The 19170-nt window shown below is 72.0% G+C and carries 20 protein-coding genes and 1 CRISPR repeat array; of the genes, 2 read left to right on the top strand and 18 right to left on the bottom strand.

Annotated features, from left to right (window positions below; translation table 11 throughout):
• Positions 1-21: 21 nt before the first annotated feature.
• A complete protein-coding gene (locus QE452_RS16120) occupies positions 22-3369 on the top strand; it encodes a glycosyltransferase (RefSeq protein WP_405052809.1) in 3348 nt (1115 codons plus the stop codon).
• A gap of 10 nt (positions 3370-3379) precedes the next feature.
• Here QE452_RS16120 and QE452_RS16125 read toward each other — a convergent pair whose 3' ends face one another.
• The 12 genes from QE452_RS16125 to argH form a co-directional block, all read right to left on the bottom strand.
• Positions 3380-3886, bottom strand: coding sequence for a hypothetical protein (locus tag QE452_RS16125; RefSeq protein ID WP_309659265.1), 507 nt, complete (start codon positions 3884-3886; stop codon positions 3380-3382).
• Positions 3886-4308: a 6,7-dimethyl-8-ribityllumazine synthase gene (gene ribH / locus QE452_RS16130; RefSeq protein ID WP_309730371.1), complete on the bottom strand. Its 423-nt coding sequence runs from the start codon at positions 4306-4308 to the stop codon at positions 3886-3888. The genes QE452_RS16125 and ribH overlap by 1 nt, the downstream gene beginning before the upstream one ends.
• Positions 4309-4312: 4 nt before the next feature.
• Entirely contained in the window at positions 4313-5449 is a 1137-nt protein-coding gene (gene ribB, locus QE452_RS16135; RefSeq protein ID WP_164523568.1) for a 3,4-dihydroxy-2-butanone-4-phosphate synthase, read from the bottom strand.
• A complete protein-coding gene (locus QE452_RS16140) occupies positions 5439-6065 on the bottom strand; it encodes a riboflavin synthase (RefSeq protein WP_309659264.1) in 627 nt (208 codons plus the stop codon). The genes ribB and QE452_RS16140 overlap by 11 nt, the downstream gene beginning before the upstream one ends.
• Entirely contained in the window at positions 6038-7036 is a 999-nt protein-coding gene (gene ribD, locus QE452_RS16145) for a bifunctional diaminohydroxyphosphoribosylaminopyrimidine deaminase/5-amino-6-(5-phosphoribosylamino)uracil reductase RibD (protein WP_309659263.1), read from the bottom strand. Before ribD ends, QE452_RS16140 begins: the two co-directional genes overlap by 28 nt.
• 8 nt (positions 7037-7044) lie before the next feature.
• A complete protein-coding gene (locus QE452_RS16150) occupies positions 7045-7392 on the bottom strand; it encodes a hypothetical protein (RefSeq protein ID WP_309659262.1) in 348 nt (115 codons plus the stop codon).
• Positions 7393-7463: 71 nt separating this feature from the next.
• On the bottom strand, positions 7464-8141 hold the full coding sequence (locus QE452_RS16155) for a TonB family protein (protein WP_309659261.1): 678 nt from the start codon (positions 8139-8141) through the stop codon (positions 7464-7466).
• A gap of 186 nt (positions 8142-8327) precedes the next feature.
• Positions 8328-9281 (bottom strand): zinc transporter ZntB, encoded by a 954-nt coding sequence (locus QE452_RS16160; RefSeq protein WP_309659260.1) that lies wholly within the window; start codon positions 9279-9281, stop codon positions 8328-8330.
• On the bottom strand, positions 9278-10051 hold the full coding sequence (locus QE452_RS16165; protein ID WP_309659418.1) for an NAD(P)-dependent oxidoreductase: 774 nt from the start codon (positions 10049-10051) through the stop codon (positions 9278-9280). Before QE452_RS16165 ends, QE452_RS16160 begins: the two co-directional genes overlap by 4 nt.
• A gap of 229 nt (positions 10052-10280) precedes the next feature.
• Positions 10281-11543 (bottom strand): diaminopimelate decarboxylase, encoded by a 1263-nt coding sequence (gene lysA, locus QE452_RS16170; RefSeq protein ID WP_309659259.1) that lies wholly within the window; start codon positions 11541-11543, stop codon positions 10281-10283.
• Positions 11544-11548: 5 nt separating this feature from the next.
• Positions 11549-11791, bottom strand: coding sequence for a hypothetical protein (locus QE452_RS16175; protein WP_309659258.1), 243 nt, complete (start codon positions 11789-11791; stop codon positions 11549-11551).
• Positions 11788-13158 carry an argininosuccinate lyase gene (gene argH / locus QE452_RS16180; RefSeq protein WP_309659417.1) on the bottom strand — a complete coding sequence of 457 codons (1371 nt, stop codon included), beginning with the start codon at positions 13156-13158 and terminating at the stop codon, positions 11788-11790. Before argH ends, QE452_RS16175 begins: the two co-directional genes overlap by 4 nt.
• Positions 13159-13174: 16 nt before the next feature.
• Between argH and QE452_RS16185 the strand changes: the two genes are divergently transcribed.
• A complete protein-coding gene (locus tag QE452_RS16185) occupies positions 13175-13783 on the top strand; it encodes a TlpA disulfide reductase family protein (RefSeq protein ID WP_309659257.1) in 609 nt (202 codons plus the stop codon).
• Between the two features lie 52 nt (positions 13784-13835).
• A CRISPR array of direct repeats spans positions 13836-14718; the repeat unit is 29 nt; unit sequence GGGTCGATCCCCGCAGGTGCGGGGGAGCC.
• A 60-nt stretch (positions 14719-14778) separates the two neighbouring features.
• Here QE452_RS16185 and cas2e read toward each other — a convergent pair.
• From cas2e to casB, 6 genes are read right to left on the bottom strand one after another with little or no spacing between them, the layout of a single operon-like run.
• The gene (gene cas2e, locus QE452_RS16190; RefSeq protein WP_309659256.1) at positions 14779-15105 is read right to left on the bottom strand and encodes a type I-E CRISPR-associated endoribonuclease Cas2e; all 327 of its coding nucleotides are present in this window, start codon (positions 15103-15105) and stop codon (positions 14779-14781) included.
• Positions 15096-16037 (bottom strand): type I-E CRISPR-associated endonuclease Cas1e, encoded by a 942-nt coding sequence (gene cas1e / locus QE452_RS16195; protein WP_309659255.1) that lies wholly within the window; start codon positions 16035-16037, stop codon positions 15096-15098. Before cas1e ends, cas2e begins: the two co-directional genes overlap by 10 nt.
• Positions 16038-16832, bottom strand: coding sequence for a type I-E CRISPR-associated protein Cas6/Cse3/CasE (locus QE452_RS16200; RefSeq protein ID WP_309659254.1), 795 nt, complete (start codon positions 16830-16832; stop codon positions 16038-16040). It abuts the gene before it with no gap.
• On the bottom strand, positions 16829-17557 hold the full coding sequence (gene cas5e, locus QE452_RS16205) for a type I-E CRISPR-associated protein Cas5/CasD (protein ID WP_309659253.1): 729 nt from the start codon (positions 17555-17557) through the stop codon (positions 16829-16831). The genes QE452_RS16200 and cas5e overlap by 4 nt, the downstream gene beginning before the upstream one ends.
• Positions 17554-18774, bottom strand: coding sequence for a type I-E CRISPR-associated protein Cas7/Cse4/CasC (gene cas7e, locus QE452_RS16210; protein ID WP_309659252.1), 1221 nt, complete (start codon positions 18772-18774; stop codon positions 17554-17556). Before cas7e ends, cas5e begins: the two co-directional genes overlap by 4 nt.
• Positions 18764-19165, bottom strand: coding sequence for a type I-E CRISPR-associated protein Cse2/CasB (gene casB, locus QE452_RS16215; RefSeq protein WP_309659251.1), 402 nt, complete (start codon positions 19163-19165; stop codon positions 18764-18766). Before casB ends, cas7e begins: the two co-directional genes overlap by 11 nt.
• Positions 19166-19170 lie beyond the last annotated feature (5 nt).

A 19170-nucleotide genomic window follows, 5' to 3' on the forward strand; every position in this document is an offset into this window, starting at 1 on the left:
GGCCGTCGCCGTCGGTGGACGATGCTGGTCGCGGGGATGGCGGCGGCGCTGACCCTGGTCTTCGCAGTGGCGCTGACCCTGTCGCTGACCCGCACCCCGCCGCTCGCCCCCCTGCGCTTCGCCGGGGACGGCGGCGCGCCGGTCGGGCTGACGGCCCCCGTCACCCATGCACCCGTTCACGCCGCCGCCTGGCTGCCTGCCGAGCCCGCCACCGTCACCGCCCGCGCGCCCGAAGTCGTCGGCTTCTACATGGGATGGGACATGGCCTCGCGCGCCTCGCTGGAGGCGCATATCGGCTCGCTCGACTGGGTGGTGCCGGGCCTCGCCAACGTCACCGGGCCGAATCACCGCTTCACCTATGAATCGGACGCGCATCTGACCGATGTGCTGGCGCGCGCCAGCGACCGGCCCGGCGTGCTGCCGATGGTGCAGAATGCGATGGAATCGGGCGAGTGGGACGGGCGGGGCACCGCCGCGCTGCTCGCCGACCCGGCCGCGCGCACGGCGCTGCTCGACTCGATCGAGCGGATGATTCGGGCCGAGCGCGGACGCGGCGTGGTGTTCGACCTGGAGAATTTGCCCGACACCGCGCAGGCCGATTACCGGACCTTCCTGGGCGAGGCGCGCCGCCGCTTCGCGCCCAGGGGCTGGCTGGTGACGCTGGCGGTGCCGGTCGCCGATCCCGCCTGGGACCTGGCCGCCTATGCCAAGGTCGCGGACCGCATGTTCATCATGGCCTATGACCAGCATTGGCCGGGCGGCGAGCCGGGACCGATCGCCGCACAGACCTGGTTCGCGCAGACCGTCGCGGCGGCGGTGCGCGCGATGGGGCCGGGCAAGGCGATCGTGGCGCTGGGCAATTACGCCTATGACTGGCCCCGCTCCGGGCCGGGCACGACCTCCGCCGCGATCCTGACCGTGGCCGAGGCCTGGGCCCGCGCCCGCGCCGCCGGCGTCACGCCGCATTTCGACCCGGCCAGCGGCAACAGCAGCTTCGCCTACCGCGCGCAGGGCGTCGACCACCATGTGTGGATGCTCGACGCCGCCAGCGCCGCCAACGAGATGAAGGCGGTGGCCCGCACCGGCGCGACCGGCATCGCATTGTGGCGGCTGGGCAGCGAGGATCCCGGCTTCTGGACCGCGCTGACCCGCCCGGCCGGGCTCGCCGCCGTCACTGTGCCGCCGGACGCCGCGGTCGAATCGCGGGGGCTGGGCGAGATCTTGCGCCTCGACCGCCCCGCCAGCGACGGCGCGCGCAGCGTGGTCGCGGATGGCGAAGGGCTGATCCGCGCCGCGACCTGGACCAGCCTGCCGAGCCCCGCCATCGTCCGCCATGTCGGTGCCGAGCGGCGGATGGTCGCGCTGACCTTCGACGACGGGCCCGACCCGCGCTGGACGCCGCGCATCCTCGACAGCCTGCGCCGCCTCCACGCGCCCGCCACCTTCTTCGTCACCGGCACCAATGCGCTGGGCGAGCCGGACCTGCTCCGCCGCATCGTCGAGGAGGGGCATGAGCTGGGCAATCACAGCACCACCCATCCCGACCTGACCGGCCTGCCGGTCGCGGCGATGCGGCTGGAACTGCTCGCCACGCAGCGGCTGGTCGAGGCCTATACCGGCCGCTCGCTGCGCCTGTTCCGGGCGCCCTATCTGGGCGACGCCGATCCCGATACGGCGGCCGAGATCGCGCCGATCCAGACGGCGGCGGAACTGGGCTATGTCTCGGTCGGACTGCACGTCGACCCGCTCGACTGGAGCCAGCCCAAGGCGGAGCAGATCGTCCGCCGCACCATCGACCAGGTCGCGGCCGGCAGCGCGGCGCGGCCGGCGCAGATCGTGCTGCTCCACGATTCGGGCGGCAATCGCGAGGCGACGATCCGCGCGCTGCCGGGGATCGTCCAGGGCCTGCGCGCGCGCGGCTATGAGATCGTGCCCGTGTCGCGACTCGCGCATCTCCGCTCGCATGACGTGATGCCGCCGGTCCTGGGCGGGCAGGGCGCGCTGGCGCTGGTCAATCGCGGCCTGTTCCAGGGGCTGGCGGGGATGCGCAGCGGCTTCGGCCTGCTGTTCGCGCTCGCCATCGGCCTGGGCATGGCGCGCTCGATCGGGCTGACCGCGCTGGCGCTCGCCCGCCGGCCCGCCGTGCCGGACGCGCGACCGCATCTGGTGCCGCGCTTCGTCTCGGTGCTGATCCCCGCCTTCAACGAGGCGCGGGTGATCGAGGCGTCGGTGCGCCGCATCCTGGCGACCGAGGATATCCGCGTCGAGGTGATCGTGATCGACGACGGCTCGACCGACGGCACCTCCGCCGTGATCGACCGCGCCTTCGCGCTCGATCCGCGCGTGCAGCTGCTGACGCTGGAGAATGGCGGCAAGGCGCGCGCGCTGAACGAGGGGCTGAAGCTGGCCAAGGGCGCGATCGTCATCGCGCTCGACGCCGATACCCAGTTCGAGCCGCAGACGATCGCGCGGCTGGCGCGCTGGTTCGCCGATCCGGCGATCGGCGCGGTCGCCGGCAATGCCAAGATCGGCAATGCCGTGAACCTCATCACCCGCTGGCAGGCGGTGGAATATGTCACCGCCCAGAATCTGGAGCGGCGCGCGCTCGACCGGCTGGGCGCGATCACCGTGGTGCCGGGCGCGGTCGGCGCATGGCGGCGCACCGCGCTCGATTCGGTCGGCGGCTATCCCGAGGATACGCTGGCCGAGGACCAGGACCTGACGATCAGCGTCCAGCGCGCCGGCTGGCGCGTCGCCTGCGACATCGATGCGATCGCCTGGACCGAGGCGCCGGAGACGGCGCGCGCGCTCTATCGCCAGCGGCATCGCTGGGCCTATGGCACGCTCCAGGCGCTGTGGAAGCATCGCGGCCTGTTCCGCGAGCATCATGCGCGCGGGCTGGCGCGGGTCGGCCTGCCCCAGGCCTGGGCCTTCCAGATCGGCTTCACGCTGCTCGCGCCGCTGATCGACCTGGCGCTGATCGCCAGCATCGCCGGCACCGCCTTCCGCGTCGTCAATCATGGCTGGGCGGAGGCGGGCGGCGACGTGCAGTGGATGGCGCTGTTCTGGGCGCTGTTCACGGCGGTCGACCTGGCCTGTGGCTGGGTCGCCTTCCGCCTCGACCCGCGGGAGGCGCGCTTCCCGGCGCTCCGCCTGCTGGCGCAGCGCTTCGGCTATCGCCAGCTCATGTACTGGGTGGTAGTGCGGGCCTGTCTCGCCGCGATCACCGGCCCGCGCGTCACCTGGGGCAAGCTGGAACGCTCCGGCCGGGTGACCGCGCCGTCGCTGGCGGAAGCGGCGACCAGCTTCGCGGTACCGATGGCCACGCAGGAAACCGCGCCGGTCCGCCACCTGCCCGAGGCGGCGTGAGGGGGCGCTTCTAGCGCTCGGCGCGCGCCTCCAGCGCGTCGAGCCAGCGGGTGATCGCGCCGCGGCCATGCTGGCCCACCGCGCCCAGCGCGATGCCGAGCACGCCCAGCGCCGGCAGGCCGCCGCCCGCCAGCGACCAGCTCACCGCCATCACCAGCCCGATCGTGGCCAGGCTGATCGCGGTGAGCATCGTCCGCCAGCTGGCCGCATCGAGCGGGATGACGCGCGGGGCCTTCTCGTCGAACAGCGACAGGGTGCGCAGCGTCGTGCCGGGCATAGGCACGCCATCGCCCCCGGCGAGCGGCCGCAGCAACGGGGCAAGCGGCCGGATCTTCAACAATGGCAGGCCGCGCGACCGCGTCTTGGCGGCCGTGGGCGGACGGGGACGCGCATCGGCGCCGATCTTGCGCGGCACCAGCGCCGGCGGCGCGGCGGCGGGGTCGCGCCATGTGTCCACCACCTCCAGCCGCCGGCCGCGCTCGATCACGCGGTAGCGGGGCGGCGGCGGGGTCCGCATTACCGCGCCATCCGCTCGCGCAGGTCGAGCAGCGCCAGCGCCGCCTTGGCCGCCTCGCCGCCCTTGTCCTTCTCGGTCAGGCGGGCGCGGGTCAGGGCCTGCGCCTCGTTCTCGACGGTCAGGATGCCGTTGCCGATCGCCAGTCCGTCGATGGTCAGCGCCATGATGCCGCGCGCGCTCTCGCCCGCGACGATTTCGAAATGATAGGTCTCGCCCCGGATCACGACGCCGAGCGCGACATAGGCGTCGAACCGCTCGCTCTGGTCGGCCAGCGCGATCGCGGCGGGCACCTCCAGCGCGCCGGGCACGGTCAGCGTCTCGTGCGTGTGGCCGGCGGCCTCGATCGCGGCGCGCGCACCGTCGATCAGCAGGTCGTTGAGATGGTCGTAGAAGCGCGCCTCGACGATCAGCAGATGGGCCATGGGATCAATCCTCGATTCGACGCTCGCCGACGATCGACAGGCCATAGCCGTCGAGCCCGACCAGCGTGTGGTGGGTGTTGGTGAGCAGCACCATGTCGTGCACGCCCAGTTCGGCCAGGATCATCGCGCCGACGCCATAGTCGCGCAGTTCCTCCATCGGCACTTCGATATCCTCGCCGGCCTGGCGGCGGACGGCGGTGGTGAAGGCGTCGGCGCGCTGGCGGTTGATCAGGACGATGACGCCCGCGCCCTCCTCGGCGATCGCCTCCATCGAGCGTTGCAGCAGTCGGCCGCGCGCACTGTCCTCGCCGAACACGTCGGCGAAGGGCGACAGCGCGTGCATTCGCACCAGCACCGGCTGGGTCGGATCGATCCGCCCCTTGACCAAGGCGACCTGCTCGGTGCCCGTCGCGGTGTTGCGATAGGCGCGCACGCTCCATTCGCCGCCCCAGCGGCTCTGGAAGGTCGATTCCGCCTCCAGCCGGACCAGATGATCGTAGCGGCGGCGATAGGCGATCAGGTCGCGGATCGTGCCGATCTTCAGGCCGTGCAGCTGCGCGAACGACACCAGGTCGTCCATCCGCGCCATGGTGCCGTCCTCGTTCATGATCTCGCAGATCACGCCCGAGGGGTTGAGCCCGGCGAGGCGCGACACGTCGACCGCCGCCTCGGTATGGCCGGCGCGGACCAGCACGCCGCCGTCGCGCGCGACCAGCGGGAAGACATGGCCGGGAGTGACGATGTCGTCGCGGCCCTTGGTCGAATCGATCGCGGCGGCGATGGTGCAGGCGCGGTCGGCGGCGGAGATGCCGGTCGTCACCCCCTCGCGCGCCTCGATCGAGACGGTGAAGGCGGTCTCGTGGCGGGTGCCGTTGTTGCGGCTCATCAGGTCGAGCCCCAGCTCCGCGACGCGCTCGCGGGTCATCGCCAGGCAGATCAGCCCGCGCCCGTGCCGCGCCATGAAGTTGATCTTCTCCGGCGTCGCCATCTGCGCGGGGATGACCAGGTCGCCCTCATTCTCGCGATCCTCGTCATCGACCAGGATGAACATCCGGCCGTTGCGCGCCTCGTCGATGATCTCCTCGGGACTGGACAGGAAGCCACGGCGCAGCGGCGCCAGTTCAGCCAAGTCAGCGGGCACGATATTGCTCCATGCGTTGCAGGTAACGGGCGAGCACGTCGATCTCGATATTGACGCGCGCGCCCGGCGTCAGCGTGCCGATCGTCGTCACCGCCTGGGTATGCGGGATGACGTTGATGCCGAAGACGGTGCCGTCGGCCCCATCCTCCGTATCGTCGGTCACACTGTTGACGGTCAGCGACACGCCGTCGATCGTCACCGATCCCTTGGTCGCCAGATAGGGGCCGATGGCGGCGGGGACGCGGATCGCGATCCGCTTCGAATCGCCCTCGGGCGTCACCTCGGTGACATGGCCGACGCCGTCGACATGGCCGGTGACGATATGGCCGCCCAGCTCGTCGCCCAGCTTCAGCGCGCGCTCCAGGTTGAGCGGGTGGCCAGCCTGCCACTGGTCGGCGGTCTTGGCCAGCGTCTCGGCGGAGACGTCGACCGCGAACCAGCCGCCCTCGGCATCGCGGCCCTTGTCGACCACGGTCAGGCAGACGCCGGAACAGGCGATCGATGCGCCCAGGTCGATGGTGGCGGGATCATAGGCGGTGCCGATTACGACGCGCGTGTCGCCGCGCGACTCGACGCTGCGGATGGTGCCTAGATCGCTGACGATACCGGTGAACATGGATCGCGCTCGTAGACCTCCAGCCGGTCGCTGCCAAGCGCGCGCGCATCGACCAGCCGCCAGCGGCCATGCGCCGCCGCCAGCGCCGTCAGGCCGATGTCGCCAAGTGCCGGCACGCCGCCGCCGATCAGGATCGGCGCGCGGTAGAGCAGCAGCCGGTCGACCAGGTCGGCGCGCAGGAATGCGGCGGCGGTCCGCGCGCCGCCCTCGACCAACAGATGGTCGCCGGGCAGCGTCGCGATCGCCCCGGGCGTGTCGATCGCCGTCCATCCCTGCGGCGCGGGACCGGTGGTCGACAGCAGCACGCGGGCGGGGCTGCGCGCCTCCAGGCCGGGCAGCCGCACGTCGAGCGTCGGCGCGTCGGTCGCGAAGGTGCCGCGCCCGACCAGGATCGCCTCGTGCCGCGCGCGTTCGAGATGGGCGTGGGCGCGCGATTCGGGGCCGGTGATCCAGCGGCTCTCGCCATCCGCCCGGGCGATGCACCCGTCGAGCGAGGTGGCGAGCTTGAGCGTCACGGCCGGCCGGCCGAGCGCGCGGCGGGTCAGGAACCCGGCCATGGCGCGCCGCGCCGCCGCCGCGCCCGGTCCGACCGTCACGGCGATGCCGGCCTCGCGCAGCCGCGCGAACCCCTGGCCGGCGGTGCGCGGATCGGGGTCCTCGATCGCCGCGACGATGCGCGCGACGCCGCTGGCGACCAGCAGGTCGCTGCACGCCGGCCCCCGCGTCGAGCGATGCGCACAGGGTTCCAGCGTCACATAGGCGGTCGCCCCCCGCGCCCGCTCACCGGCCTGGGCCAGCGCCATCGCCTCGGCATGGGGACGGCCGCCGGGCTGCGTCCAGCCGCGCCCGACCATGCGCCCCCGGGCGACCAGCACGCAGCCGACATTGGGATTGGGCGCGGTCGCCCCCCTCGTCCGTTCGGACAGGGACAGCGCCACGCCCATCCAGCGCGCATCCTCGTCCCGCGCCATGGCGGGGATCAGAGGCCGTATCTGGTCAGCTGGTCGTCCAGCTTCTTGAACGCGGCGCGGTTCTTGGCCTCGCGCTCCTCCTGCGCCTTGATCTGGGCGGCCTTGATCGGCGCGTCGATCGCCTGTTGCGCCTTGATCTGCGCATCGGTGCGGTCGAGCGTCCATTGCTGGACATAGACGATGTCGCGCTTGTACGCCGGCTCTTCATAGCTGTCGTGCGCGAAGGCGTAGACGAAGAACCCCGTCACCAGCATCGCCAGCGCCAGGAACCCCAGTTCATAGGGTTGGCGCGTGGCGAGGAAGAGGCGCAGATCCTTGTAGGCGCGCACCGGCGACATGCGAGAAAAGAAGCCCATGGGCGTAAAATAGGGAAGCGGGGCGGCACATGCCAGCCCCGTTCCCTTCGGCACGGCCGCGGCCGGCCGGATCATTCCTGCAGCACGAAGGTGACGGTCATCACCCGCCAGGCCTCCTGCGCCACGCCGTCGCGCGTGCCGGGGGTGAAGCGCCAGCGCCGCTTCGCCTGGTCGGTGGTGGCGCGCAGGAAGGCGTCGCTGGTGGCGGAGACCGGCTCGACCTGCTTGACCCGGCCGTCGGTGCCGATCAGCACCCGCACCGTCACCTTGCCCGACCGGCCCATCCGCTGTTCGCCGGCGGGATAGAGCGGCTGGAAGTCGCCGGCATAGCGCGGGTCGATGCCCGGCGCGACGATCACCGGCGCGGCTGGGGTGGGGATGGCGCGCGGCTCCACCCCCGTGCCGGTGCCGCCCAGCATGCCGCCATCGGCGGGCAGGGCGGGGACCAGCGATTCGGGCACCGTCACCTGTCCCGCCGCCGCCGGATGCTCGACGATCGTGCGCGGCGCATCGATCGGCAGGGTCGGGCGCGGCTCGACCCGCGCCTCCGTCCGGGGCGGCGGTGTCGGTTCGGGCGGCAGGGGTTGCAGCTCGATGGCTTCGCCGATCAGCGGGGGGGGCGGCGGCTTGTGGGTGACATAGGGCGCCACCAGCATCAGCGCGGCGACGACGCCGCCATTGATCCCGATCGCAGCGACCAGACCACCCGGATTGAACCGGGACGAGCCGGTATAACGAGGCGCGTACATGCTTTCCGTCTCCTGTTCCGTCACAAAGAAACGCAAATCGGCCAAACTGCGAATCGGATGTTACATCATAACGGAAGTGGCGCAAGTCTGTTGCGTGGCCGGAATGAAGGCGAAAAGCTTGAGCGAAATCAAGGGGTCACGCCGAGCATGGCGCAGTCACCCAAAGCCCGGGGCGGCCGGTGGGATCTAGCGCGAGAACCAGTGGCGCTGGACGAAATAGATCGTCACCCCCGCCGCGATCGCCGCGCAGGCCCCCATGATCGCGTCGAACGCCCAGGGTTCCTGCGCATAGGGCAGATGCGCGACGTTCATCCCGTACAGTCCGGTGATGAAGGTGAGCGGCAGGAAGATCATCGCCACGATCGAGATGACCAGCGAGCGGCTGTCGATCTGCTCGGCGCGCAGGTCGGACAGCGTCTCGTGCATCAGCGCGGAGCGTTCGCGGATCGATTCCAGCTCCTCCGCCATGCGCGCGGCGCGATCGGCGGCGGCGGCGAGGTGGAGCCGGTCGTCGTCGCCCAGCCAGTCGCCGGGCAGCGCCGCCAGCTTCTCCAGCGCCGCACGCTGCGGCTGGAGGAAGCGGCGATAGGCGATGGCGGCGATCCGCACCCGGCTGACCGTGCGGCGCAGCTCGAAGATGCGGGAGGCGTCCAGCTGCTCCTCGCAATCGTCCAGCCGGTCGCCCAGCGTCGCGACATCGGGGTCGAGATCCTCGGTGATCGCGGTGGCGAAGGCGGTGATCAGGTCGCCGGGATCGCGCACCGCGTCCGCCTCCACCTTGGCCTGGACCAGGGCGACCGCGATCATCGGCTTGCGCGTGACCGAGAAGACCCGCCCCTTGACCGCCCAGATGCGGACCGAAGCGAGCAGGTCGCTATTGTGCAATTCCTCGCGCGAGCGGCCGCGCAGGTTGAGGAACGCGCCATGGCCCAATGCCTCGCAGCGCGGCCGCGTCTCGGTCGCGGTCAGCGCATCGACCAGATAGGGATCGAGCCCGCCCGTCTCGCGCAGCCAGTCGGCGGTCGAGTCGTCGATGCCGGCAAGATGCACCCAGACCAGGCCGCCGCCGTCCTGCATCGCCTCGGTCAGCGCGATCTTCCGCGCCGTGCCGTCCGTGATCCGATAGGCGCAGGGGTTCATGATGCGGCACCCGGCGCGATCAGGGTGACGACCAGCCCGGCCGCCTCGGCCGGTGGCGTGGCGCTGCGCCCGGCATCGGCGCGGGCGCGGGCGAGGATCGCGGGCGGGGCGTCCGGTCCCGCCACCAGCCAGTCGGCATCGGCCAGCCAGCGCGCCTCGCGCAGGGTCAGGTCGTCGGGGTCGGCGGAGCGCAGCCGGATCGTGCGGCGGCTCGCGATCACGGCCGCGCCGATCGTCGCGGCGATCCCGTCCAGATCGCCCTCCGGCAGGGCGAGCGGATCGAGCGCGCCACCTGGGGCGAGCGCGCCGCTGATCGCGCGTCGACGATCGGCCATGTCGGGGAAGCGTCGGCGCAGCGCGCCGCGCGCCGCGTTGAGCGCCTGCGCCAGCGCACCGAGCCGGGCGGGGAGCAATGTCTCCAGCCGCTGGCGCAGCGCCGCCGCCAGTCCGGCGGAGACGCCGCCGGTGCCGATCGCGACGATCACCGGATCGCGGTCGACGATCGCGGGCAGGGTGAAGTCGCATTGCGCCGGCCGGTCGACCGCATTGACCAGCACGCCACGCGCCTTGAGCCGGGCGATGGCGGCGAGCGCCTCCGCCTCGTCCTCGATCGCGACGATGGCGAGCGCGGCCTCCGCCGCCTCGCCGACCGGCACCGCGCCGGCGCGGGCGAGCAGCCGGCCCTTGGCGGCGGCGGGTTCGCCTTCGCCGAGCAGGATGACCGGGCGACCGTCCAGCCGGACGAACAGCGGCAGGCTGTGGAGCGTCATGCCGCGGCGCTTGCGCCGGAGGAGCGTCGCGCGCCCTTCCCCGACCGGCCGGTGACGACGCTGCGCGGTCGCCACCCATTCCCCGTCTCCGTGCCCCAGGGGGAACTTGGGACACCGGGCGAAACAGGTCCGTGGGACGACGCGGTCGGTGAACGAGCGGCGGCGTTCCGCAACCGGGCCCCGGCCATCGCCGGGAAACGGAGGAGGGGAAACGCCACCGGCATCGCCCTCAGCCCGCCAGCCAGTCCGGCACGCGCTCGGCGGCGATCAGCGCCTCGGCCGCGACGCGGTCGGCGACCACGGCGAAACGGTCGCCATCGACCAGCACCTCGGGCACCAGCGGGCGGCTGTTATAGGTGGAGGCCATGGTCGCGCCATAGGCCCCGGCGGTGCGGAACACCGCCAGGTCGCCCGATTCGACCCGGTCGACCTCGCGTCCCATCGCGAAGGTGTCGCCCGTCTCGCACACCGGCCCGGCGATATTGGCGATGAAATGATCGCCGCGCGGGGTCACCGCCTGGAAGTCGTGCCAGGCATCGTAGAGCGCGACGCGCGCCAGGTCGTTCATCGCCGCGTCGACGATGACATAGGGGTGGAGCACGCCCGGCTTCACCCACACCACCTCGGTCATCAGCACGCCGGCATTGCCCGCGATCACCCGGCCGGGCTCGAACATCAGCTCGACGTCCCAGTCGGCGGTGACGCGCGCGACCATCGCGCCGTAATCGGCCGGGCTCGGCGGCACGTCGGTCGCCTTGTAGGGGACGCCCAGCCCGCCGCCCAGATCGACATGGGTGATGCGGTGGCCCGCGTCGCGCAGCTCGGCGACCAGCGCGCCGATCCGCGTATAGGCGGCCTCCAGCGGGCTGAGGTCGAGCAACTGGCTGCCGATATGCGTGGCGATGCCGCGCAGGTCGAGCCCGTCGAGCGGGGCCAGCCGGTCGAACATGGCCGGGGCCTGGTCGATCGGCACGCCGAACTTGTTCTCCTTGCGGCCCGTGGAGATCTTGGCATGGGTGCGCGCATCGACGTCCGGATTGACGCGCAGCGTCGCCGGCGCGCGCAGGCCGCGCTCGGCCGCCAGCGCGGCGAGCACCACGCCCTCCTCCTCCAGCTCCAGGTTGAACTGGCCGATCCCGGCGTCGAGCGCGGCGGACAGCTCGGCGCGCGTCTTGCCGACGCCGGAGAAGACGATGTCCTTCGCCGGGATGCCGGCCGCCAGCGCGCGCTTCATCTCGCCGACCGAGACGACGTCCGCGCCATATCCTTCGTTCGCCAGCACGCGCAGCACGGCGAGGTTGGGATTGGCCTTGATCGCATAGGCGATATGCTTGCGCGGCACGCCCGCCAGCCCGTCCTTGAAGACGCGGGCATGGCGGCGCAGCGTGCCGGCCGAATAGACATAGACGGGGGTGCCGACCGCTTCGGCGATGGCGGGCAGGGGAACGTCCTCGACGTGGAGGACGCCGTCACGATAGGCGAAATAATCCATGGTGTTCAGCCCGACGGGGGGAGATCGAACTCGTCCGAGCGACGCTCGTCCGAACGGCGGAGCAGCTCGTCGCTGCGTTGCGGGCGCTCTTGGCTGGTGGGGGTCAGCAGCTCCTGCGGGGTGGGCGTCGCCGCCGCGCCCAGCGGCGCGACCGGCAGATTCGCGCCCGGCGCCGGTTTCAATCCCGCCGCCGATCCACAGCCAGCCAGCAGCAGCGGCACCAGAAGGATGGCGGGACGCCGGGTCATGCGGTCTCTCCTTCCCGCGCGGCGGCGATCGCGGCGCGGACATTGGCGGGCGCGGTGCCGCCGAAGCTGGTCCGGCTGGCGACCGAGGCATCGACCGACAGCACGTCATAGACGCGCGCGTCGATCCGCGCGTCGATCGCCTGCAACTGCGCCAGCGACAGTTCGTGCAGGCCCAGCCCGGCCTCCTCGGCGGCGGCGACGGCGCGGCCGGTGACGTGATGCGCCTCGCGGAAGGGCAGGCCCCCCTCGCGCACCAGCCAGTCGGCCAGGTCGGTCGCGGTGCTGAACCCGGCCTCCGCCACCTGGCGCATCCGCTGGGTGCGGAAGCTGGCCGATTCGACCATGCCGGTCATCGCCGCGATCGACAGGCCGAGCAGGTCGTGCGCCTCGAAGGTCGGCGGCTTGTCGTCCTGCATGTCCTTGGAATAGGCGAGCGGCAGGCCCTTCATCGTCATCATCAGCGAGACGAGCGCGCCGGTGATCCGGCCGCTATGGCCGCGCACCAGCTCGGCGGCGTCGGGGTTGCGCTTCTGCGGCATGATCGAGCTGCCGGTCGACCATTGGTCGGACAGCGCGACGAAGCCGAAGGGCTGCGACGCCCAGAGCACGAACTCCTCCGCCAGCCGCGACAGGTGCAGCGCGCATTGCGCCGCCGCCGTCAGGTAATCGAGCGCGAAGTCGCGGTCGCTGACCGAATCGAGCGAGTTGCGCGTCGGCCCGTCGAAGCCCAGCGCGGCGGCGGTCGCGTGCCGGTCGATCGGGAAGCCGGTGCCGGCCAGCGCGGCCGACCCCAGCGGGCACAGGTTCATCCGCGCCCGCGCGTCGCGGAAGCGCGACACGTCGCGCGCGATCATCTCGTAATAGGCCATCAGGTGATGGCCGAGCGTCACCGGCTGCGCCGATTGCAGATGGGTGAAGCCGGGCATGACGCTGTCGGCATGCTCCTCGGCGCGGGCGAGCAGCGCCGCCTGGAACCCGGCCAGCGCCTCCAGCACCTGGTCGATCGAGTCGCGCACCCACAGGCGGAAATCGGTCGCGACCTGGTCGTTGCGCGAGCGGGCGGTGTGGAGCCGGCCGGCGGCGGGGCCGATCGCCTCGGCCAGCCGCGCCTCGGTCAGCATGTGGATGTCTTCGAGCGACAGGTCCTCGGGCACGCCGTCCGCCTCGTAACCGGCGGCGACCCGCGCCAGACCGGCCGAAATCGCGGCGGCATCGTCGGCGGCGATGATGCCTTTTTCGCCCAGCATCGCGACATGTGCCTGCGATCCGCGAACATCCTGTTGCCACAAGCGCTTGTCGAACGGCAGCGATGCGTTAATCTCGCGCATCACGGCCGAGGGCCCGGCGGCGAAACGGCCGCCCCACATGGAATTGGAGGATGTCATGCGCTGGTTGTTCGTCCCGGTCCTGCTGACGGCCGTCCTGGCCGGTTGCGGCGATAGGACTTCGCAGGGCGCGGAGCAAGGCGCTGGCAATGCCGCCGCTGCTGCCCCGTCCGCCGATGAAGTCGCCTCGCCCGACGAGGCCGCCCCCGCCGGCGCATCCGCGCCCAAGGCCGGCGCGATCGACCGCAGCCATGCCGGCCAGCCCGCGCCGACGCTCGGCTTCGTCGACCCGACCGGCAAGGCGGTGACGCTTGCCGATTATCGCGGCAAGCCGGTGCTGCTCAACCTGTGGGCGACCTGGTGCGGGCCGTGCGTGAAGGAGCTGCCGACGCTCGATGCGCTGGCGGCGCGCGAGGCGGGCAAGCTGACGGTGATCCCGCTCAGCCAGGACATGGACCCGGCCAAGGTCGCGCCCTTCTTCGCCACGAAGAAGTTCCGCGCCCTGAAGGCGTTCACCGATCCCAAGATGGCCTGGGTGCCGGGGGTGGCCGCCAACCTGCCGACCAGCATCCTGTTCGATTCGCAAGGTCGCGAGGTGTTGCGGACGGTCGGCGACCTCGACTGGTCCGGCCCGGTCGCGGCCCAGGCGATCGCCGAGGCGCGGTAGCCGGGGGCGGAGGGCGCCTTTTGGGGAGCCGCAACGGCATCGTGGGGGAACGGGAGCGATCCCCGCGGGTGCGGGGGAGCCCTCGGTGCCGGCGGCAATAAGTCGGAAATCTACGGTCGATCCCCGCAGGTGCGGGGGAGCCGCGTGGCCGAAGAGGTGCTGCCGACCATCATGGGGTCGATCCCCGCAGGTGCGGGGGAGCCTTGCGGAGAGCGGTGAGGGCGGCTCGGGCGAGGGGTCGATCCCCGCAGGTGCGGGGGAGCCTCTTCGATGAAAGCCGTCACGGCATTGCGATCGGGTCGATCCCCGCAGGTGCGGGGGAGCCCGCGCTGACCTTGCCGCTCAGGCTCGCGACGGGGGTCGATCCCCGCAGGTGCGGGGGAGCCGAGGCGCGGCCAGAAATGATGCGGCGACCCGAGGGTCGATCCCCGCAGGTGCGGGGGAGCCGAAGAACAGCCGTCGGGGATCGGCTTCGCTCAAGGTCGATCCCCGCAGGTGCGGGGGAGCCACGATAGAGCCGAACAGGCTGTTACGCTCGGCGGGTCGATCCCCGCAGGTGCGGGGGAGCCTCTCGTAGCCCCATCCGTTGTCGGGCATACGAGGGTCGATCCCCGCAGGTGCGGGGGAGCCTTCGGCGCGCGGCCGAGGAAGGCTGTCTCTACGGGTCGATCCCCGCAGGTGCGGGGGAGCCGATCTGGTCACGCACGGCGTCCGGCTCCTCTGGGGTCGATCCCCGCAGGTGCGGGGGAGCCGAGAAACCCCGGCAGAATCTAAGTCAAACTTTGGGTCGATCCCCGCAGGTGCGGGGGAGCCCCTCGAAGGCGTCGACGATCGCCGCCAGTACAGGGTCGATCCCCGCAGGTGCGGGGGAGCCGTCCTCATGTCCCTTCATCAACTGGAAACGCAGGGTCGATCCCCGCAGGTGCGGGGGAGCCTCTGGCCGGCAGGTGCCTGAGTTCATGGACGATGTCAAAGACGCGCCGTCATGCGCCCGGTCAGGCGGGCGTGCCGGCGACCGTGCGGGAGGAGAGTGCGCGGCGGACGAGGAGGATGCCGTCATGGGCGACGACGTCCTTGGGCGGGTCGCCCAGCACCGACAGGCCCAGCCCCCCGGCGGAGGCGGGTTCGGCCCAGCACATCACGATGCTGCCCCGGCGCAGGCGGCCGTGCCATTCCTCCACCACCGCCCAGAGGCGGCCGCGCACGCCGGCGCTCATGCGGGGCTGCGCATAGACGCCGGGCGCCAGTTCCAGCATCGCCGAGCCCAGGAAGCCGCGATAGCGATCCTCCACGTCGCGGGTGATGACGACGGTCAGCGGCATCCGTTCGCCTCCCCACCCGCGATCGGCGCGACCGTGCCGGGCGATGCCGGATCACCCTCCGCCCCGGCCGCGCCGGGCATCAGCAAGGTCTTGATCCGGTCGATCATGCCCGGGATCACCGAACGCTGGCGGAAGAGCAGCGCGGCGCGCTTGCGCACCAGCCGCTCGATCGGCGCGGCGCCGCGGGCCCGCGCCTCACGCACCGCGCCGAACGCGATGTCAAGCAGCACGTCGTGGCGATACAGGTCGGCGATGTCGAGCACGAAGCTCTGCCCCGAATCCTCATGCACGAAGCCCAGTTGCGGGATCGCGCCGGTCGCCGCCACCGCCACGGCGGCGGCGGCCGTCATCGCCGAGCCGGCATGATTGATCGCCTGGTTCGCCAGGTCGCCGGCCTCCGGATTCTCGCGGTCATACCGGCGGCCGTTCCAGGCGATGCCGTGGCGCTCGGCCGCCAGCACATAGGCGCGCTTGATCCGCGCGCCCTCCTGCCCGCGCAGCACGGTGATGTCGCGCGTCCGCACGATCTCGCCGAAGCGCATCGCGTACATGGCGCGCGCCGTCTCCATCCGGAGCTTGGGATCGGCCCAGCGGCGCACCTGCGCGCGCGCCAGCGCCGAACTGTCCGGCATCAGGGGCGGCGCGGTATAGAAGCGGACCGCGCCGTCGCCGATCGCCGCCAGCGCGCAGCCATGCCGCGCCAGCAGCCGCAGCGCGTCGTGCGTGACGCTGGAGCCGGGGCCGAGCAGCACGATCGAGATCGCATGATAGGGGATCTGGTAATCCCCCGCCGCCAGCGCGCCGCCGCCCGCCGTGACGAAGCGCAGGCAGCCATCCTCCACCTCCAGCCGCCCGCGATCCAGCCAGACCAGCCCCTGCCGGTCGGCATGGGGGATGCGCGCCTTTTCCAGCCCCAGGCGGCCGGACAGCATCTAGCGCTCGCGGCCCGGCACGGGGGACGGCGGCGAGAGCAGCATCATGCCATATCCGAACGCCGCGTGACGGCCGACGCCGCGCGCCAGCGCCGTGGCGAAGGCGGCGGGATCGGTGACGGTCAGGGTGCCCGTCATCACCGCATCCGGCCCCTCGACCGGGCTGGTCCGCGCGCCCCCCGCCCCGGGGCCAGAGCCATGCGTGCTGCGCCGGGTGCGCGAGCGCCGGAACAGGCGCAGCGCCACCCGGTCGAGCGTCGCGGCCTCCTTCAGGCGGGCGGCGAGCCACTCGGCATAGACCGCCTCGCGATCGACGCTGCCGGTATCGCCATGCGTCGCGACGGCGCGCTCGCAGGCATGGACATAGGCGTCGATCTCGCCCGCCTTGGGTTGCCACGCGCCGTCGCGGTCCTGGCGCGCGGCGCGGACGCGCCCGCCGAAGCGCACCACCGGCCGCACGCGCAGGTCGAAGTCATAGCGTGCGCCTTCGCGCCACGTCTCCGGCATCGGCTGTGCCTGGGGCGGGCCGTCGAACAGGTCGCGCAGCGCATCGTCGGTCACCGGCAGCGCGGCGGCCTCCTGCATCGCCGGCCAGTCGCTGGCATAGCCGAGCAGATGCGGCCCCCGGCCGTGATCGGGCAGGAAGCGGAACGGGCGCGGCGCGGCGGCGCCGAACCGGGCGATCAGCGCGCAGTGCAGCGCATAGCCGCCATCATCGTCACCGATCCGCCGCGCCGCCGCCAAGCGGGCCAGCGCGCGCGGGTCCACCCCCAGCCGGACGAGATGCAGCGTCACGCCGCCGCCTCCACCCGCGCCAGCCGCCCCTCGACCACGCGGCGCAGGCCGGCATGGACGCCGGCGGGCCAGTGGCGTTCGTCGGTCAGCTCCGTCTCGCGGGCGCCGACGGCGAAGGGATGGCCGCTCGCCTCGCCGACCGGCCATTGCGCGCGCACCGGCGGGGCATCGGCGGCGCGCTCCGCCAGCCCCGCCACCAGCGCGTCGGGGATGCTCGCCGCCTCGACGAACCCACGGATCAGCGGGCGCGAGGGGAGGAAGGGCTTGCGGCCGATGAACAGGGGCCGCTCCGGCCGGTCGAGCGCCGCCGCCAGCCGGTCGAGATCGGGATCGTCCGCCACTGGATCGAGCCGGCAGGCAATCAGCACGCGCGCATCGGCATCCATGTCGCGATAGCGGATATGCGGCGACTTATAGGTGTCGGCCCCGCCCGCGCGGCCCTCGACCCGGCCGCGCGTGGTCCAGCCGCGATCATTCGCCTCCAGCTTGGCGGTCTGGAATTCCTGCTGGCGCTGCCCCTCGGCGAGGCGCGCCGACCCCATCACCAGCCGGGCCTGGAGCGCCGCGTGCAAGTCGACGTCATGGCGCTCCCAGCCGAGTGCATTGGCGAACAGGCCGGCCAGCATCGACTTGGCCGGGAAGTCGCGCACCACGCCATAGGCGTCGACCAGGTCGCCGCCGAAGCTCATCAGCGGCGCGTCGAGATCCAGCAGCAGGTGCCTCACGGTTGCGCCCGCGCATCGCGGACCAGCGCGCCCGCCCAACCCGCGAGTTCGCGCAGGCTGGCATCACCGATTCCGTCTAGCTTCAGATTGCCCATGGCGGCCTGGCGACGGACCTCGCCGGTTTCGTACACCCGGTCCATCTCGGCCAGGTGACCGTGCAGCGCCGCGGCGGTGCGATGGCTGAGCGACTCGTTGGATTGGCGGTCGGTGAGCGCCACCGCCTCGCGGAACGCATTGGCCAGCGTGCGCGGCTGGCGGTCGCCCGCCTCGACCAGCACCAGTTCGGCGCGGCCATAGGGGGCGGTCGAGCCCTTCTTCGCGCCGGGCGAAACCTCGGCGATCAGATGGACCAGATGCTCGACCACCTGCGCGGCCAGCGCCCGGTCGTGATCCCCCGCCCAGTCGGCCCGCGCGCAGCCGGTCAGGTTCGACACCAAGAGCGGCACGTCGACCACGACATAGCCATAATAGAGGCCGGAGGTCAGCTCGGTGTCGAACACGCCGGCCGCACCGGCATCGTCGCCCTGTTCGCGGTCGCGCAGGTCGTCGACGACGGTGAAGTAATCGAGTTCGGCTTCTTCCGAATGCACGGTGAAGGCATGGGCGACATGGATGGCGGCATCGCGATTGGCGCGCGTGTCGCTGGTCACCATCCGCCCGAACAGCGCCGCCTCCAGCGAGGCGGCGAGCACGCTCTGGTCGCGCAACTGGTTGAGATTGGCCTTGTCGGTCTTGAACCAGGCCTCCGCCGCCGCCTTCACGGCCTTGGCATCGGCCTGATCGGAGAGCAGGCGCTCGGCCTGTTCCCGCATCCAGGCGATTTCGGGATGGCCGAACAGCAGGGCCTGGCGCTGCTGCTTGTCCTTGGCGTTCTTGCCGTAGAATTTGGCGAGGAACGCCTCTTCGACCGCATCGACCATGTCGTCGGGAAAGCGGCCGCGCAACGGCTTGGTCACCTGACGTTCGATCGTGATCTTGGAACGGACGCCCTCGACGCCGTTCCGCTTCGCCAGTGCATGCAGCGCACGGGGATCGTCGGCCATACGCCAGTGGCGCTTGAGGCATTGCGAGGAGATGCGGGTGCGCGTCGCCCCGCCGAAGGGCAGCCGCTTGGCAAGCCCGGCATCGTCGCGATTGAGCAGCGCACCGGGCCAGGCGGCGAGGAAATGGATCTGGATGAACTTCGGCGTCACGCCGCCAGCCGCGTCAGTCGTCACTGGAAACCCCCTTATCGGACCGCGCTTGGGCGGCATAATAGTCATGGGCGATGCGGAGGCGCGCGGCCTCCGCCGTGTCGGGATCGTCGCCGGTCAGGTCGAACAGCGTGTGCAGGTTGACCGGCACCGCGCCCCGCTGCGCCACCATCCGCATCGCGCGGATCAGCTGCGCCTCCAGCCCCGCCCCGCGCGCGGCGGTGAGGCGCAGCAGGCGATTCTCGGACAGCCCCGCCTCGTGCAGCGCCGCCCCCAGCCGCCGCCCGGCGGCATGGGGCTGGAGCTCGCCGGTGCCCGACAGCAGCGCCGCGCAATGCGCCAGCAACCGCCACCGCGCGAAGGCCCGCAGGTCTGTCGGTACGGTGACGCCCGCGCGGTGCATCAGGCCGATCACGACCC

It is taken from the genome of Sphingomonas sp. SORGH_AS_0438 (genome assembly GCF_031453475.1).
Classification (GTDB): Bacteria; Pseudomonadota; Alphaproteobacteria; order Sphingomonadales; family Sphingomonadaceae; genus Sphingomonas.

What these genes read in the sequence shown, in the direction of transcription:
- QE452_RS16120 (WP_405052809.1), top strand. Translation starts at nt 22, where the DNA reads ATGCTGGTCGCGGGGATGGCGGCGGCGCTGACCCTGGTCTTCGCAGTG.
- QE452_RS16125 (WP_309659265.1), bottom strand. Translation starts at nt 3,886, where the DNA reads ATGCGGACCCCGCCGCCGCCCCGCTACCGCGTGATCGAGCGCGGCCGG.
- ribH (WP_309730371.1), bottom strand. Translation starts at nt 4,308, where the DNA reads ATGGCCCATCTGCTGATCGTCGAGGCGCGCTTCTACGACCATCTCAAC.
- QE452_RS16140 (WP_309659264.1), bottom strand. Translation starts at nt 6,065, where the DNA reads ATGTTCACCGGTATCGTCAGCGATCTAGGCACCATCCGCAGCGTCGAG.
- ribD (WP_309659263.1), bottom strand. Translation starts at nt 7,036, where the DNA reads ATGGCGCGGGACGAGGATGCGCGCTGGATGGGCGTGGCGCTGTCCCTG.
- QE452_RS16150 (WP_309659262.1), bottom strand. Translation starts at nt 7,392, where the DNA reads ATGGGCTTCTTTTCTCGCATGTCGCCGGTGCGCGCCTACAAGGATCTG.
- QE452_RS16155 (WP_309659261.1), bottom strand. Translation starts at nt 8,141, where the DNA reads ATGTACGCGCCTCGTTATACCGGCTCGTCCCGGTTCAATCCGGGTGGT.
- QE452_RS16160 (WP_309659260.1), bottom strand. Translation starts at nt 9,281, where the DNA reads ATGAACCCCTGCGCCTATCGGATCACGGACGGCACGGCGCGGAAGATC.
- QE452_RS16165 (WP_309659418.1), bottom strand. Translation starts at nt 10,051, where the DNA reads ATGACGCTCCACAGCCTGCCGCTGTTCGTCCGGCTGGACGGTCGCCCG.
- lysA (WP_309659259.1), bottom strand. Translation starts at nt 11,543, where the DNA reads ATGGATTATTTCGCCTATCGTGACGGCGTCCTCCACGTCGAGGACGTT.
- QE452_RS16175 (WP_309659258.1), bottom strand. Translation starts at nt 11,791, where the DNA reads ATGACCCGGCGTCCCGCCATCCTTCTGGTGCCGCTGCTGCTGGCTGGC.
- argH (WP_309659417.1), bottom strand. Translation starts at nt 13,158, where the DNA reads ATGTGGGGCGGCCGTTTCGCCGCCGGGCCCTCGGCCGTGATGCGCGAG.
- QE452_RS16185 (WP_309659257.1), top strand. Translation starts at nt 13,175, where the DNA reads ATGCGCTGGTTGTTCGTCCCGGTCCTGCTGACGGCCGTCCTGGCCGGT.
- cas2e (WP_309659256.1), bottom strand. Translation starts at nt 15,105, where the DNA reads ATGCCGCTGACCGTCGTCATCACCCGCGACGTGGAGGATCGCTATCGC.
- cas1e (WP_309659255.1), bottom strand. Translation starts at nt 16,037, where the DNA reads ATGCTGTCCGGCCGCCTGGGGCTGGAAAAGGCGCGCATCCCCCATGCC.